This window comes from Streptacidiphilus anmyonensis, from assembly GCF_000787855.1.
Classification (GTDB): Bacteria; Actinomycetota; Actinomycetes; order Streptomycetales; family Streptomycetaceae; genus Streptacidiphilus; species Streptacidiphilus anmyonensis.
The window spans coordinates 1-13,068 of sequence record NZ_BBPQ01000063.1 but is presented as its reverse complement, the minus strand read 5'-3'; the positions used below and the strand labels follow the sequence as shown (position 1 = coordinate 13,068).

The 13,068-nt window shown below is 70.3% G+C and carries 18 protein-coding genes; 6 read left to right on the top strand and 12 right to left on the bottom strand.

The features are described from left to right. Positions 1 to 62: 62 nt before the first annotated feature. From TR50_RS33595 to TR50_RS33575, 5 genes are all read right to left on the bottom strand, one after another. Positions 63 to 818 (bottom strand): SDR family oxidoreductase, encoded by a 756-nt coding sequence (locus tag TR50_RS33595; RefSeq protein WP_042431233.1) that lies wholly within the window; start codon positions 816 to 818, stop codon positions 63 to 65. A gap of 80 nt (positions 819 to 898) precedes the next feature. After that, entirely contained in the window at positions 899 to 1,717 is an 819-nt protein-coding gene (locus tag TR50_RS33590) for an SDR family oxidoreductase (RefSeq protein WP_042431231.1), read from the bottom strand. Between the two features lie 181 nt (positions 1,718 to 1,898). Beyond that, positions 1,899 to 2,369 carry a nuclear transport factor 2 family protein gene (locus tag TR50_RS33585; protein ID WP_042431229.1) on the bottom strand — a complete coding sequence of 157 codons (471 nt, stop codon included), beginning with the start codon at positions 2,367 to 2,369 and terminating at the stop codon, positions 1,899 to 1,901. 45 nt (positions 2,370 to 2,414) lie between these two features. Next, positions 2,415 to 2,714, bottom strand: a complete 300-nt coding sequence (locus TR50_RS33580; protein ID WP_042431227.1) for an MBL fold metallo-hydrolase — start codon at positions 2,712 to 2,714, stop codon at positions 2,415 to 2,417. After that, positions 2,708 to 3,358 carry an MBL fold metallo-hydrolase gene (locus TR50_RS33575; protein WP_052441646.1) on the bottom strand — a complete coding sequence of 217 codons (651 nt, stop codon included), beginning with the start codon at positions 3,356 to 3,358 and terminating at the stop codon, positions 2,708 to 2,710. The genes TR50_RS33580 and TR50_RS33575 overlap by 7 nt, the downstream gene beginning before the upstream one ends. Before the next feature lie 345 nt (positions 3,359 to 3,703). Between TR50_RS33575 and TR50_RS49350 the strand changes: the two genes are divergently transcribed. Together TR50_RS49350 and TR50_RS33565 are read left to right on the top strand one after the other, a co-directional pair. Continuing rightward, positions 3,704 to 4,270, top strand: a complete 567-nt coding sequence (locus TR50_RS49350) for a TetR family transcriptional regulator (RefSeq protein ID WP_042431225.1) — start codon at positions 3,704 to 3,706, stop codon at positions 4,268 to 4,270. 61 nt (positions 4,271 to 4,331) lie between these two features. Next, positions 4,332 to 4,997: an NAD(P)H-binding protein gene (locus TR50_RS33565; RefSeq protein WP_042431224.1), complete on the top strand. Its 666-nt coding sequence runs from the start codon at positions 4,332 to 4,334 to the stop codon at positions 4,995 to 4,997. Between the two features lie 161 nt (positions 4,998 to 5,158). Here the strand turns inward: TR50_RS33565 and TR50_RS33560 are convergent, their stop codons facing one another. Together TR50_RS33560 and TR50_RS33555 are read right to left on the bottom strand one after the other, a co-directional pair. Beyond that, the gene (locus tag TR50_RS33560) at positions 5,159 to 5,485 is read right to left on the bottom strand and encodes a putative quinol monooxygenase (RefSeq protein WP_042431222.1); all 327 of its coding nucleotides are present in this window, start codon (positions 5,483 to 5,485) and stop codon (positions 5,159 to 5,161) included. An 80-nt stretch (positions 5,486 to 5,565) separates the two neighbouring features. Further along, positions 5,566 to 5,940: a nuclear transport factor 2 family protein gene (locus TR50_RS33555; RefSeq protein ID WP_042431220.1), complete on the bottom strand. Its 375-nt coding sequence runs from the start codon at positions 5,938 to 5,940 to the stop codon at positions 5,566 to 5,568. A gap of 130 nt (positions 5,941 to 6,070) precedes the next feature. Here TR50_RS33555 and TR50_RS33550 point away from each other — a divergent pair, with 130 nt between their 5' ends. Together TR50_RS33550 and TR50_RS33545 are read left to right on the top strand one after the other, a co-directional pair. Further along, positions 6,071 to 6,967, top strand: coding sequence for a MerR family transcriptional regulator (locus TR50_RS33550; RefSeq protein ID WP_052441645.1), 897 nt, complete (start codon positions 6,071 to 6,073; stop codon positions 6,965 to 6,967). Positions 6,968 to 7,141: 174 nt separating this feature from the next. Next, positions 7,142 to 7,453, top strand: a complete 312-nt coding sequence (locus TR50_RS33545; RefSeq protein ID WP_042431218.1) for a hypothetical protein — start codon at positions 7,142 to 7,144, stop codon at positions 7,451 to 7,453. A 102-nt stretch (positions 7,454 to 7,555) separates the two neighbouring features. Here the strand turns inward: TR50_RS33545 and TR50_RS33540 are convergent, their stop codons facing one another. From TR50_RS33540 to TR50_RS49345, 5 genes are all read right to left on the bottom strand, one after another. Continuing rightward, positions 7,556 to 8,437 (bottom strand): NAD-dependent epimerase/dehydratase family protein, encoded by an 882-nt coding sequence (locus TR50_RS33540; protein ID WP_042431216.1) that lies wholly within the window; start codon positions 8,435 to 8,437, stop codon positions 7,556 to 7,558. A 142-nt stretch (positions 8,438 to 8,579) separates the two neighbouring features. Continuing rightward, positions 8,580 to 8,966, bottom strand: a complete 387-nt coding sequence (locus TR50_RS33535) for a hypothetical protein (protein WP_152648783.1) — start codon at positions 8,964 to 8,966, stop codon at positions 8,580 to 8,582. A 249-nt stretch (positions 8,967 to 9,215) separates the two neighbouring features. After that, positions 9,216 to 9,692 (bottom strand): hypothetical protein, encoded by a 477-nt coding sequence (locus TR50_RS33530; protein WP_201776910.1) that lies wholly within the window; start codon positions 9,690 to 9,692, stop codon positions 9,216 to 9,218. Further along, positions 9,689 to 10,618 carry a metallophosphoesterase family protein gene (locus TR50_RS33525; protein WP_042431212.1) on the bottom strand — a complete coding sequence of 310 codons (930 nt, stop codon included), beginning with the start codon at positions 10,616 to 10,618 and terminating at the stop codon, positions 9,689 to 9,691. The genes TR50_RS33530 and TR50_RS33525 overlap by 4 nt, the downstream gene beginning before the upstream one ends. Next, on the bottom strand, positions 10,615 to 11,160 hold the full coding sequence (locus TR50_RS49345) for a cupredoxin domain-containing protein (protein WP_152648782.1): 546 nt from the start codon (positions 11,158 to 11,160) through the stop codon (positions 10,615 to 10,617). Before TR50_RS49345 ends, TR50_RS33525 begins: the two co-directional genes overlap by 4 nt. Before the next feature lie 275 nt (positions 11,161 to 11,435). Here TR50_RS49345 and TR50_RS33515 point away from each other — a divergent pair, with 275 nt between their 5' ends. Together TR50_RS33515 and TR50_RS33510 are read left to right on the top strand one after the other, a co-directional pair. Further along, a complete protein-coding gene (locus TR50_RS33515; RefSeq protein WP_042431283.1) occupies positions 11,436 to 12,032 on the top strand; it encodes an RNA polymerase sigma factor in 597 nt (198 codons plus the stop codon). Next, positions 12,029 to 12,757, top strand: a complete 729-nt coding sequence (locus tag TR50_RS33510; RefSeq protein WP_042431211.1) for a Rieske (2Fe-2S) protein — start codon at positions 12,029 to 12,031, stop codon at positions 12,755 to 12,757. The genes TR50_RS33515 and TR50_RS33510 overlap by 4 nt, the downstream gene beginning before the upstream one ends. Positions 12,758 to 13,068 lie beyond the last annotated feature (311 nt).

Genomic DNA, 13,068 nt, shown 5'->3' with positions numbered 1-13,068 from the left:
ATCGGCCCAGCTGGTTCTCCCGATCCTGTGGATCGGGAGAACCAGCTGCATCGTTGGGGTGGTTACACGGGGGCGCCGCCGGTGATGAGAAGGCTCTGGCCGCTGAGCCAGGACGCCAGGTCGGAGGCGAGGTACTCGGCGGCGTCCGCGACGTCGTCGACGCGTGCCATCCTTCGGCCGATGTGTCCGGGGCCGGCGGCTGCTTGCTTGACCCAGTGGTCGTCGTCGATGTTCGTGAACACGCCCGCGCCTTCGACGCCGGTCGGCAGGATCGAGTTGACCGTCACGCCTCGGTCGGCCAGCTCCTGGGCCAGGATGGACGCGGCGTAGCGTGCGGCGGTCTTGCTCGACCCGTAGAGGGCTTCGCGGGGGACTGGGGCGACCACGACGGTGGATCCCAGGTAGATGATCCTGCCGTTTTCCGCGATGGTGCGGGCGGCGGCCTGGAGGGTGAAGAAGGCGCCCTTGGTGTTGAGGGTGAACAGTCGGTCGAACTGCTCCTCGGTGATGTCGAGGAAGTCGATGCCGATCTCTTCGACTCCGGCGTTGGCGATGGCTATGTCGATCTTGCCGAAGTGAGCGGCGGACTCGTCGAACAGGCGCTGGATGTCGGCGACCTTGTTCATGTCCGCCTGGACGGTCAGCGCCTGCCGGCCGAGCTTCTCGATCTCGGCCGCGGTGTCCTCGGCCGCGGTCTTGCTGGAGGCGTAATTGACGACGATGTCGGCGCCGAGGCCCGCGTAGCGCAGCGCGATCGCTCGCCCGATGCCTCGGGCCGAGCCGGTGATCACGGCTGTTTTCCCAGTCAGGTCTGTCATGGCGATGGTGCCTTTCCGGAGTCCCCGCGGCGGGTGCTGCGGGCCTGCCGCGGGGTGGTGCGTCCAGGGGTGGGCGGCCGTCAGGTGCCGTCCGCGCTATAGGAGACGGCCTGCCATTGCTTCCAGGCTTGCAGCCGCTGGCGGTAGACGTCCGTGACGATCTCGTAGGCGAAGCCGGACAGCGGCAGGCGCAGCGGCGGCTCGGCGGCGTCGACGGCCGCGAAGACCGCGGGGACGGTGGCCTCGGGCCCGGGTTGTGGGACGGAGCTGAAGTGCGCGGCGATGGCGTCGCGCTGCGGCTGGTAGACCGGGTTCGGCTCCGAGTGGGATGCGGAGTCGCCGCCCCAGTCGGTGGCGTACCCGCCGGGTTCGATGAGGGTGACCTTGACGCCGAACGGCGCCACCTCCTGGGCGAGGGCATCGGAGAAGCCCTCCAGTCCCCACTTGGAGGCGTGGTAGGCGCCGAGGCCGGGGAAGGCCGCCACGCCGCCGACGCTGGAGACCTGCAGGAAATGGCCGCTGCCCTGCTCGCGCAGGAGCGGGATGGCGGCCTGGGTCACCCACAGGGCGCCGAACAGGTTGGTCTCCAACTGCGCGCGGACCTCCTGCTCCGTCAGCTCCTCGATGAAGCCGGAGTGGCCGTAGCCCGCGTTGTTGACCACCACGTCCAGGTGGCCGAAGTGGCGGTGCGCCTCCTGGACGGCAGCGAAGGCGGCGGCGCGGTCGGTGACGTCGAGCGCGAGGGGCAGTAGGGCGTCGCCATATCGTTCGGCGAGGTCCTTGAGGGAATCGGTGTTGCGGGCCGTGGCAGCGACCTTGTCGCCGCGGGCGAGAGCCGCCTCGGTCCAGACACGGCCGAAGCCGCGGGAGGTTCCGGTGATGAACCAGGTCTTGCTCATGGGGATGAGTCCTTCACTGTGGTGCGAGTCGCAGCCGTTGTGCGCGACGCCTGCTGGTCCGACGGCCCGGGGCCAGATCCGCGCCGTCGCCGATGCCGCGTCCTGGGGGGCGGCTCCAGCCGTTGCTAGAAGGGGCGGCCGGAGGCGGGGCTGGGCGGGGCGGCGTCCTCGGCGGTGGTGCTCAGGGGGAGCAGGGGCGGGTCTCGGTCCAGTCGACCATCAGGCGGCGTTCGGCGAAGTACCAGTTGCCGTCAGCCTGCTTGACGAACTGGTCGAGGTAGCGCATGGAGGCGATCATGATGGTGCGCTGCGGGGGCTCGTCGCGGGAGATGTGGTGGGCGATGCAGTAGCTCTCGCCGGTGGCGCGGTCGCCGTCGAGGGTGACGGTGCTCTGGCCGTTGAAGTGGGTGGTGGCCTGGTAGGTGTTCAGGTTGTCGAAGACCGGGGCCAGGGAGTCACGGCCGTTCAGTTCCTGGGTGGGTTCGGCAGCGGTGGCGTCCATGTACACGAGGAAGTGGGTGTCCTCGGTGAACAGGGCCATCTGGCCCTTCGCGTCGCGGCGGTCGGCGCAGTGGGCGTAGGCGTCGACGAGCCCGCGGATGGCCAGCCGGTCGGCGGCTTCCTGCTCCGTGATCCGTGCGTGGGAGGACATGGCGTCTCCGTTCGAAATCGGGTGCTTTGGATCGGGTGTCAGTGGTCAGGGCCCGGTGATCCGTACGGTATGAGGCTCCGTCGGAGCCGCCGGGCAGACGCGCGGGTTGGTCATCCGGTCCCCTGGTGCGTGGGTGACAGGGGTCCAGGTGTAGGCGATGCCAGCAGGGGTGACGCAGCCGAAGACGCCGTCGGTGAAGTGGCCGGCGGCGATGATGGTGTCGGGGCGCCCGAGGATGCGGCTGCGCACCTTCCGCGCTTGGTCCGGGTCGACGTCGGTGGAGAAGGCGCAGGTCGGCTCGGCCATCTCCACCGGTGCGTGGAAGATGTCTCCGGCGATCAGCACCGACTCCGCGCTCGCGCCGGAGGGGTCGCGGACGACGACGGCCAGGTGTGTCCGGCGGTGTCCTCGACGGTGACGCCCGGCGCGATGGTGTCACCGTCCTGGACGAACTCGATGACACCAGCCAGCGGCCCCAGCGTGGCCACGGGGTCGGGGCCGCCCATCTGGTGGGCTCCTTCACCGGTGGTCCAGTGCCGCCACTCCGGCTCGGCCATCAGATGGCGGGCGCGGCTGAATGTGAGGCCGCTGGGCGTGTTCGCGCCCTGCCCGTGCAGCGTTGGTGGGACGTCGCTGGTCCAACCGATGTGGTCCAGGTGGAGATGGGTGTACACCACGGTGTCGATGTCTTCGGGGGACAGTCCCTGCTCGGCAAGGCTTTTGAGGAGGCGGCCTCCCTTTACATGGGCCAGGCCAGGGATGTCCATGTCAAGTAGGCCGATGCCGAGGTCGGCCAGGATGTTTCGGTCCCCGACTCGTACGAGGAAGGCACCGAAGGTGAGCACGAGGTGGCCGTGCGTCAGGGAGCCGGGGTGGGCCGCCCAGTCCAGTCCCGGCAGCATGGTGTCCGGGTTGTGGTCGCCCGAGCCGTCGATCAGGTAGGTGATCGTGGTGGCGCCCAGGGTGAGGCGGTCGGCCGCTTGCGACATTGCGGTGTCCTCTTTCGTGATCGAAGAAGCGTTGGCCGGCGGTGCCCGGCCACGAGCCCGGGAGTGTCGGGTCAGTGAGGGCGCGACGCCCTTCGCCTGGCGAGGCTGTTGACCGCCTTGGCGACGTCGAGGTTGCGGTCGAAGTTCTCGCCCCGGAAGCGGGGGTCGGTGCGCCGCCAGTCGTCGGCGGCGAAGTCGTCGGGGCTGGTGATGGCACCGGACAGGAAACCCCGGCCCAGCGGGGAGTTCCATCGCGACCAACTCCAAACTAACCGGATAGATACCAACGTAGATCCGCCCTCTCCGCATGTCAACCAACTGGATAGTTAGTTGTATGGTTGGTCCATGCCACCACGCGATGCCGCCGCCACCAAGACCCGAATCCTCGACGCCGCCTTCGCCGAGTTCGCCGCCTACGGCATCGCCGGCGCCCGCGTGGACCGCATCGCCGAGAACGCCGGCGCGAACAAGCGGATGATCTACATCTACTTCGGCAACAAGGAGCAGCTGTTCGACGAGGTGCTGCGGCGGGCGGTCGAGGCCGGCATCGCGGCTGTGCCGTTCGACGTCGAGGACCTGCCCGGCTACGCAGGAGCGATCTTCGACCACCTCGTCGCCCGGCGCGACCTCATGCGCCTGCGCCTGTGGAAGCTTCTGGAACGCCCTGATGCCGACGGGCTCGAAGCCGAGGCCTTCGCGGGTAAGACCGCCAGCGTGGCCAAGGCTCAGCAGCGCGGCGACCTCGCCCAGGAGATGCTGCCCGACGACCTACTGACCATGGTCCTGGCCGCGGCCCAAGCCTGGTTCTGGGCCGACGAAGGCGGCCAGCTCCAAGGCCCGGATCGCCTGGCCCAGCACCGGGCGGCGGTCGTCGAGACCGCCCGGCGGATCATCGAACCCGCCGTCGACTGACGACCGCTCAGCCGCCGCACCGGCCATGCACAACCACCACCAGAACAGAAGGAGTGTCGTGGTGAAGGTCATCCTGTTTGGCGCATCGGGCATGGTCGGACAGGGAGTGCTCCGCGCCTGCCTGGAAGACCCCCAGGTGACGGAGATCATCGCCGTCGTCCGCCGGCCACTGGGCCGGAACGAACCCAAACTCCGCGAGGTCGTCCACGCGGACTTCGCCGACCTGTCCCAGCTCGAGAAGGACCTGGCCGGGGCCGACGCCTGCTTCTACACCCTCGGCGTATCCGTAGCCGGCAAGAGCCACGCCGAATACGAGCTGATCACCTACACCTACACGGTCGAGGCCGCCCGTGTCGTGGCCGGCGACAACCCGCACCTGACCTTCGTCTACGTGTCGGGCGAGGGAACCGACAGCTCGGAGCAAGGCCGCGCCTACTGGGCCCGGGTGAAGGGCCGGACGGAGAACGCCCTGCTGGCCATGGACATGCGCGCCTACATGTTCCGCCCCGGAATGATCCAGCCCCTCCACGGCGAGACGTCCGGCACCACCTGGTACCGGCTCTTCTACAAGATCACGTCCCCACTCTACCCGCTGCTGCGTCGCGTGGCGCCCCGCTACGTGACCAGCACCGAGCAGCTAGGGCGCGCGATGATCGCCACCACCCGCCTGGACGGCGCCGGACCCCACATCCGGTCCACCGCACAGATCAACCACCTCGGCACCTGACCGCAGCAACAGCCTGCGGCCGCGCTCCGAGCCCCAAGGCCGCAACGGGCGCCCGGCTATGCCGTGGTCCTGCCGGGATCCGAACAAGCCCTGCCCGAGATCGCCCGACCGGCTGGGGTGCTCGGGCCGGTTCGGCTGGCCTTGCGGGCCCGGGCCGGCTCTCAGACCTGCTCATTGCGCGCGGCGATACCTCGTTCCTGGTAGAGCTCGTCGTAGTAGTGGAGCACCAGCGGGCGGGTGAGCATGGCCTCGAAGGTCGCGGTGAAACCGCGTTCAGTGCGCCAGGCGAGGTAGTCGGTGTAGTTGCGGGCCTCGGTCCACTGGGTCAGACCTGTGACGTGGTCGGGATCGTTCTGGTCGCGCAGGATGCGGATGTCCTCGCAGCCCTCGTGCTTGAGGCTCTCGCCCAGGATGTCCAGCAGCAGTTGCGCGACGTCGTCGCCGCGGCCGGGTCGGGCGAACAGTTCGGCGGTGACCAGCGTGCTCATCGGGATGTTCCTTCTACGACGGTGACAGGCTCGGCCCGCCGCCCGGGGAGTGTGTGGCCCGAGGCTGGCTGGGCCTGCCCTCAGTAGGGCGAGGGCTGGTTGTGGACGATGACCAGCGAGGTGATCTTGCCGCCAGCGTCCGTGAGGTAGTTGGTGAGGACCAGTTCGTCGGGCAGGTTGGTCTTGTCGTAGGTACCGTCGTAGCGCGCCCGCACGATCGTCAGGTTGCCGTGCCGCGAGGTCTCCGCCGGGTCCATGGTGACCTTGTCGCCGATGATCTCGCGGTCCAGCCAGGCGCGGATGGAGGCCGGTTCGGCGAATTCGCGGCTCGCGTCGTTGACCACGGCGTCGTCGGCGAAGGTTGCAATGACGGCGTCCGCGTCGAACGCGTTGACCGCCTCGATGTAGGCGGCGACGACGTCGGGCAGAGCTGCAGCCTGGGCGTTGGTGTTCATGGGGAATCTCCTCGCAAGGCCTCGGCGCGGTGCGGCGCCTACCACCGACCCTGCGCCCTACCCCGACAGGAGGGTCAACCGGGGACTGTCCGCTGGACCCTCCGGCAGGGGGAGGGTTGACGCTGGTGCCATGCACACGGGCATGACGGTCGGCGAGTTCTCCCGCGCGACCCATCTGAGCATCAAGACGCTGCGGCACTACCACGACGTCGGGCTGCTCGCGCCGGCCGACGTCGACCCGGGCACCGGTTACCGGTACTACTCCGTGGACCAGGTGCCCACCGCGCAGGTGATCGTGCGCCTGCGCGACCTGGACATGCCGGTGGCGGACGTGAAGGCGGTGCTGTCCGCCGAGGACGTGAGCACCCGCAACGAGCTGATCGCCGCGCATCTCGCCCGGCTGGAGGACCGGCTCGCGCAGGCGCAGAGCGCCGTCGAGCCGCTGCGCGACCTGCTGGCGCGGCCCGCCCGCGGGTCGCACGTCGAGTACCGCACCGTCCGTGAGCAGGCGGCGATCGGGATCCGCGAGGTCGTCGACCGCCGGGACCTGGCGGGCTGGTGGCAGGGGGCGCTGGGCGAGTTGCGCGGCTTCACCACGGCCCGGCGGCTGCGCACCGCCGGCCCGATGGGCGGGCTCTTCGCGACCGGGCTGGTTGAGGACGAGCGCGGCGAGGCGCTGGTGTTCGTCCCCGTCGACGGCGCGGTGCGCCCGGTAGGGCGGATCGGCGCCGTGGTGGTGCCGCCGGGCGCGGAACTCGCGGTCGCGGTCCATCGGGGGACCCTGCAGACCATCGATCTCACCCCACGGCGACCCGGGCACGCATGCGGCCCGCCACGAGATCGGCGTCGACGGCCCGCTGCGCGAGTTCTACCTGCGCAGTCCGCTCGACGTGACCGGCGAGGACGAACTGGTCACGAGGTCGGCTGGCTATCTTCCGCGCGGACGGCTAGCGGTGCCAGTTGGCTGGGCGCGGGAGGGCACGGCCTTCTCCAGGTGCAACGCGTCGAACCGAGCGCAGGATCATGATCACGCCTGTCCGCTCGGGCGTCCCGCTGAACCGCTGGCTGTCGCGCGGCGTATGCCTGGTCGAGGCCGACGACTGTCATTCACGCCGGGCCTCGGCGCGTCCCGGCTGTCGTCGTGTCTCTCCTGACCAGCCGCGACACGCAGACTGGGGATCGCCGGGAAAGGAGCCGCGCCATGGCCGTCGAGGTGCGAGAACAGATGAGTTCCGTTGCCGTCGGTGCTGACCACCGGAGGCGACAGGAGAACCGGTGGGCGGCCTTTCTGGTCGGCGCCTCGGTCGTCGGCCTCATCGTCCTGACGCCCGGGATGTGGTATGGCTCCTTGCCTCTGCTAGGCTGCGTGGAGCTGATCTTGGTGATCGGGCTGGCCACGGGCGTCGCCCTGCTGCGTCGGAACGACGGCCGCAGAACGGTCCTTCCCGGCACACCGCCCAGATCCTCGGCAGTGGCCGCGAAAGCGGGGCATGTGCGCTCCCACCGACGATAGTCCAGCCGCCCCCTTGTGCCGTGTCCTGCGAGCGGGGCGCGTTCGGCGTCAGGCGAGGGGCGGGCGCAGTCGTCTACCTGGTAGGCCGCACGCACGCTTGGTTCAGCGGCGGTAGCTGCCCTGGCGGAACTCCTCCTCCAGGGACGGGTGCGTGGGGCGCCAGCCAAGGTCGGTTCGTGCCTTCTCGGCCGTCGTGGCCTGGTCCAGGAGCAGGACTTCGGCGAACCAGTCGCCGAAGCGGGCGCGGGCCTCCTGCTCAGAGCCCGAAATGGCGCCCGGAGCCCCCACGGCGACGGCCGCGGCCTGCGTCAGTTCGGTGACCGTCGGGTTCACTCCGTCGCCGACGATGTAGTACCCGTGGGCCGACTCGCTTTCCAGGACGGCACGGAAGAACGCTGCGAGGTCCGCGACGTGCACGGTCGACCATCGCTGCCCGCCGTCGCCGACCGTGATCAGGTTCCCGGACTCGTCGCGGGGCGAGCCGAGCAGCGCGCCGGGAAGCCCGCCCCCACCGTCGCCATAGGCGACGCTGGACACGACGACCGTCGAGCGAACGTCCTTCGCCGCCAGCGCCCGGGCCTCGATCGGCTCGCGCCACGCCACCAGCGCGGGTGAGTGGAAGGGTGAGTCCTCGGTGATCGCCGGGTTGGAGCCGTAAACCCAGAGCCCGCCGATCTGAGAGTAGGCCTTTCCGGTGCCGGCGAAGGCCTCCAGGACTGCGTCGACGACGGCGGAGTCCAGATCCGAGCTGGTGGCGTCGCCCGGGCTCGCGGTGTGCACGGCCGCGTCCGCTGTCGCGAAGGCGCGCACGGCTGCCGCGGTGTCGGTGAGGTCGAGCTGGACGGGCGTGGCGCCCAGCGCCTCGGCGGCGTTTGCGCTGCCCTCGTCGCGCACCAGCGCGGTGACCTCGTGACCGTGCTGGACAAGTTCGGTGAGGATGTGAGATCCGACGAAGCCTGTTGCGCCGGTCAGTGCGATGTTCATGGCGCCTGCTCTCCTTCTTGACGTGCCGGGGTGCGTGTGTCGTGGACGGGGGATGCCTTCTGTTTCACGGCCGGCTGCGCGGGGGCGGCGTCGAGGGCGACGGTGGCCGCCCCGAGGTTGGCCAGTGGAGGCCGAACAACCATCAGTGGGCGGTCCGGTCAACCGGGGCGCGCACCGGGAGGCGGCTGGTCTGGTCGAGTGGCGGCCAGTGGTGCTGCCGCAGCAGTGCGAGGGCGTCCAGGAGGTCGTCGGTGCGCGTGAGGCGGTTCCCGCGCGGGTCGTGGATCTCCCAGCAGCCGTAAGCGGAACGCGCGGTGCCCAGCGCGCGCGGGCGGGTGATGTCGGTGCGGTCGTGGAGGTGGATGGTGCCGTCGCGGGCGGTGGCGGTGTAGGTGCGCCCCATGCACTTGATGATGGTGGCGCGGCGGGCCACCTCGCCGACGGCCAGGTTTCGGGCCGCCGGTTCCTCGTCCGTGCCCGCGAGGTCAGGCTCCACCTGTTGCGACGTTCCGTAATGCTTCGAGCTCACACAGTTATCTTAGCGAGTCGGGCGAAGGCGGGCTTCCCCTGGCCGCCCCAGGACGCATCCTTGATAAGCCACAGGCAATGGCGTGGGTGGCAGAGGCCGGGGTGGGCCATGGGCTACCGTGCTGTGCTCGACGGGGTCGCCGCCGGGGCCCGGTCCACCTTCGGGACGCGGAGGGTCGCCGACCGCGTCCCGGCCCTGGCCGGCCCGGACCCGAAGGCATTCGGCCTCGCGAACGCCGACATGGTGTCCTCAGGGCCGGCTCGGCCGACCGGACGCGCGTGCCCTTCCACGCCGCACGGTCAGGTACGCCGCCGCCAGGAGCGTCAGCACGGTTGCCGCTTCGGCGAGGATGCTCACCAATGCCTGGGGTGCGGGTTGCAGGCCGCGTTCGCTGAACCCGAAGACCCCGATGGTGCGAGAGGCGACGAAGCCGGCGAGCGCGCCCAGCGCCGTGCCCGCGGCGGCCACGTGGACGAGGGCGGGTGGCCGAAGGAAGGCTCCCGCCAGCAGCAGCGCTGCGAGTCCGAAGGAGGCTGCGGCCTGGACCAGGAACAGCACACCGACCACCGGCACGTAGCGGTACCCGTCGAGGTAGAGCTGGGCATGGACCACTCCGCTGGCGGCGAGCAGCGCGCCGGCCGCCGTCGTGAGAACCCTCACCCCAGGCGGGCGTCCCGTGGCGGGCGCGCAGGAGGGCAGGGCTTGGACTGCCTGGTCGTTGTTCATGCCAGCTCCTGGTCGGTGATCGCCAGCGCGGTGGTGCCCTGTCGGTAGGTGACGGTGCGGATGCCGAGGGCGGTGTGCAGTTGCCGGGCGGGGAGGACCTGCGGGGTGGGTGCGGGTGCCTGGCCGGGCTTGGGCAGCGGGTAGGCGGTGGTGGTGGCGGAGTGGAAGGTGACGTTGCCCTCGACGCGGCCGAAGAGCTGGTGGACGTGCCCGTTGAGCGCCGTCACGGAGGAGAAGCGCTTCAGGAGGTTGAGGACCTGCAGCGCGTCGTCGGTCGACCAGCCCCACTGGGGGTACATCGCGAACAGCGGGATGTGGCTGAATACGACGATCGGGGTGTCGGAGGACAGGCCGGCGACGTCGCGGCGCACGAAGTCGATCTGCTCGGTGCCGAGGTGGCCGAGCTTCTCCAGGCTGAGGGTGTTCACCAGCGCGATGAAGTGCACGCCGTGGGTGTCGAAGCTGTACCAGCCGTCGCCCTCGGTCCCCTGGGCGAAGGCGCGCCGGTAGGCGCGGCCGTGGTCGTCGACGGAGTCGTGTTCGCCGGGGACGGTGAACACCCGGCCGGTGCGCAGGCCGCTCATCATCTGCTTGACCTGGTCGAACTGCCCGGGGGTGGACAGGTGGGTCAGGTCGCCGGTGTGCAGGACGAAGTCCGGCCGGAAGCCGAGCGAGTTGATCTGGTCGATCGCGTGGGTGAAGGAGTCGGTGACGTCGGTGTTGGCGGGCCCGGTGAAGCCGATGTGGCTGTCGGAGACCTGCACGAACCGCAGGGTGTTGGCGTCCGCGGCCGTTGCTGCCGGGATGGTGTCGCGGGTGTCGGCGATGTGGCTGACGACCTCGCCTCCGGTGACGCTGAGGACGACGGCGGCGCCGAACCAGCCGGTGTGGCGGGCGAACTGGCGCCTGGTCATGGGAGCGGTCATCGGGTCACCGTCACGGTGGCCGTCATGAACGGGTGGATGGTGCACAGGTAGTGGTAGGTGCCCGGGGTGGTGAAGGTGTAGGAGAAGCTCTGCCCGGTGTTCAGCGCCTGGGAGTTGAGCGGTCCGGTGTTGTTCTGGCTGGTGACGGTGTGCGCGTCGCTGTCCTGGTTGGTCCAGGTCACGGTGGTGCCGACCTTGACGGTCATGGCGGCGGGCGCGAAGGCGAAGTTCTTGATGGTCACAGCATCGGTGGCCACGGGCGCCCCGGTCGGCGCGGGTGCGGCGCCCGCGGGCATGCTCATTGCTGGCATGGAACCGGCTGCGGACGGTGCGGTGGACGGCTGTGTGACGGGGCCGATCGCGGTGGAGCCGGGCATGCCGGCCAGGCTCGGCTGGCCTGAGCCGGGCGTGATGGCGATGGTGGCCGACGCGGCGGGGTGCGCAGGGCTGGAGCAGGCGGCCAGGGTGAGCCCGCTCACCGCGAGCAGCGCGGCAGCCACGGCCGCGCCGCCGGCCCGGCGCTGGGGGAAGGACGTTTTCATGCGTTCGGCTCTCTGTTCGGCCCTTGATGGGCGCGGACTCGCATGTGATCACCGGACAGCGGTCCGGAGGCTTTGGTCCGCTGCCGTCGCAAGGGGATACGGATGGGGGTTACACCGCCTGCCGCACCGGGTGTAACCCCCGCCCGTATCTGTGGGCGATGGGATTCGACGGAGGGGTTGATCGATGCCGAGACAGTTCGGGTGCGGGCCGCGTTCTACGATGAGCCGTGGCCGGTCGCGGGAGATTCCAGGCGCTTCGGCGGGTCGGCGTGGCCATGATCTGGCGGGCTGACACCGCGGCACCGTCGCCGCGCCCCTCGGTGCTGCCGTGGGCGGTGTATCCGGACTGGGACGCGATCTACGCCGACAACGTGGGACGGATCTACCGGTTGATGTTCTCCAAGGTCGGCAACCGCCCCGACGCGGAAGACCTGACCTCACAGGTGTTCACCGCCGCGCTCGGACCGTTGCGACCTGGAGCGGAGATCGGCCAGGTCCGCTCCTACCTGACCACGACCGCTCGGACCGTTCTGGCTGAGCACTGGCGGCGCACCCTGGGCCACCAGGTCACCGAGATCGACCCAGACATCCTCGACCTCGCCGAACTCCCGCCCGGCGCGGGCGACGACGGGGATGCCGGGGCACAGGCCCAGCGGATCCTGGACGCGCTACCGGAGCGGTACCGGCAGATCCTCACGTTGAGATTTCTGCGCGGGTACACAGTTCGGCAAGCCGCCACGGAACTCGGGGTGTCGGTCGCGAACGCGAAAGTACTCCAGCTCCGGGCCCTGCGGGCGGCAGCCCGCGCGGAAACCGCGCAGGGTGTGCGGGACGTGGAAGCCAACATCGTCGGGGAAGGGGAGGCGTCATGAGACGGCAGGCAGTGGACCGCTACGTGGACCGGCTGCTCGGCCGGCGCCGCCCCAAGTCCTTCGCGGCTACCGAAGACGAGCTCGCGATGGTGCGCACCGCCATCGACCTCGCAGCCGCGGGACCGGACGCCCACGGCCCGAGCCCCGCGTTCGTCGACCGGCTGCGCGACCAGCTGCGCGAACACGAGCAGACCCAGGAGGCGACGCCCGAACCGCGGCCGGCCTGGCGCACCCCGCCCCGCCGCCGGTTCCTGGCCGCAGGCGCACTCACCGCCACCGGCGCGCTGGTCGGCGCCGCCGCCGACCAGCTCCTCCAAAGCCGCGACCAGAGCCCGCAGGCCCAGCCCCCCGACGCGCCCGGCGAGCTCGTCCCGGTCACCGGTACCTGGCAGCCGGTCGCCCAGACCTCCGAGGTGCCCGAGGGGGCCGTTGTCGCGTTCGACCTCGGTGCGGTGACCGGCTTCGTCCGCCGCACCGGCGGACGTTTGCGCGCCGTGTCGGGCAACTGCACCCACCAGGGCTGCCGGCTCAACCTCGACACCACCCGTGACAAGCTCGCCTGCCCCTGCCACGGCGCGACCTTCAGCCTCGCCGGCGTCAACCTGACCCGCCCGCACCAGTCCGGAACGCCCCTGCCGGCACTGCCGCGCGTGCCCGTGCGCGAACAGGGCGGCACCGTCCAGATCTACGCCCCGGCCGGCGACCACTCCCCGCCGGCCGCGTGACCTCGGCGACGGTCCTGACCAGGTTCGCTGGAGGCATGCCTGCCGCGCCGGTGTGCGTGAACCCGACCAGTACGCGGCGCGTAGTCCAGGCGCGGGGGAGTCCTGTTTCGCAGACCAGTCCGTAAAACGGGCAGGCACTGGGCGCGTCGGGCTTGAACCCGCGGCGAAACCAGTACCGGCGGGGGTGATCTCGACCAAGGAGATGACCATGTTCGGTTATCGGGTTCCCGCTCCGGACCAGACGATGCTGATCTCGGGCGGTCGGCGCGGCCTGGGTGCGGCGCCGTTCCGCGTCGTGACCGGTCACGGCG

What these genes read in the sequence shown, in the direction of transcription:
- TR50_RS33595 (WP_042431233.1), bottom strand. Translation starts at nt 818, where the DNA reads ATGACAGACCTGACTGGGAAAACAGCCGTGATCACCGGCTCGGCCCGA.
- TR50_RS33590 (WP_042431231.1), bottom strand. Translation starts at nt 1,717, where the DNA reads ATGAGCAAGACCTGGTTCATCACCGGAACCTCCCGCGGCTTCGGCCGT.
- TR50_RS33585 (WP_042431229.1), bottom strand. Translation starts at nt 2,369, where the DNA reads ATGTCCTCCCACGCACGGATCACGGAGCAGGAAGCCGCCGACCGGCTG.
- TR50_RS33575 (WP_052441646.1), bottom strand. Translation starts at nt 3,358, where the DNA reads ATGTCGCAAGCGGCCGACCGCCTCACCCTGGGCGCCACCACGATCACC.
- TR50_RS49350 (WP_042431225.1), top strand. Translation starts at nt 3,704, where the DNA reads ATGCCACCACGCGATGCCGCCGCCACCAAGACCCGAATCCTCGACGCC.
- TR50_RS33560 (WP_042431222.1), bottom strand. Translation starts at nt 5,485, where the DNA reads ATGAGCACGCTGGTCACCGCCGAACTGTTCGCCCGACCCGGCCGCGGC.
- TR50_RS33555 (WP_042431220.1), bottom strand. Translation starts at nt 5,940, where the DNA reads ATGAACACCAACGCCCAGGCTGCAGCTCTGCCCGACGTCGTCGCCGCC.
- TR50_RS33550 (WP_052441645.1), top strand. Translation starts at nt 6,071, where the DNA reads ATGCACACGGGCATGACGGTCGGCGAGTTCTCCCGCGCGACCCATCTG.
- TR50_RS33545 (WP_042431218.1), top strand. Translation starts at nt 7,142, where the DNA reads ATGGCCGTCGAGGTGCGAGAACAGATGAGTTCCGTTGCCGTCGGTGCT.
- TR50_RS33540 (WP_042431216.1), bottom strand. Translation starts at nt 8,437, where the DNA reads ATGAACATCGCACTGACCGGCGCAACAGGCTTCGTCGGATCTCACATC.
- TR50_RS33530 (WP_201776910.1), bottom strand. Translation starts at nt 9,692, where the DNA reads ATGAACAACGACCAGGCAGTCCAAGCCCTGCCCTCCTGCGCGCCCGCC.
- TR50_RS33525 (WP_042431212.1), bottom strand. Translation starts at nt 10,618, where the DNA reads ATGACCGCTCCCATGACCAGGCGCCAGTTCGCCCGCCACACCGGCTGG.
- TR50_RS49345 (WP_152648782.1), bottom strand. Translation starts at nt 11,160, where the DNA reads ATGAAAACGTCCTTCCCCCAGCGCCGGGCCGGCGGCGCGGCCGTGGCT.
- TR50_RS33515 (WP_042431283.1), top strand. Translation starts at nt 11,436, where the DNA reads ATGATCTGGCGGGCTGACACCGCGGCACCGTCGCCGCGCCCCTCGGTG.
- TR50_RS33510 (WP_042431211.1), top strand. Translation starts at nt 12,029, where the DNA reads ATGAGACGGCAGGCAGTGGACCGCTACGTGGACCGGCTGCTCGGCCGG.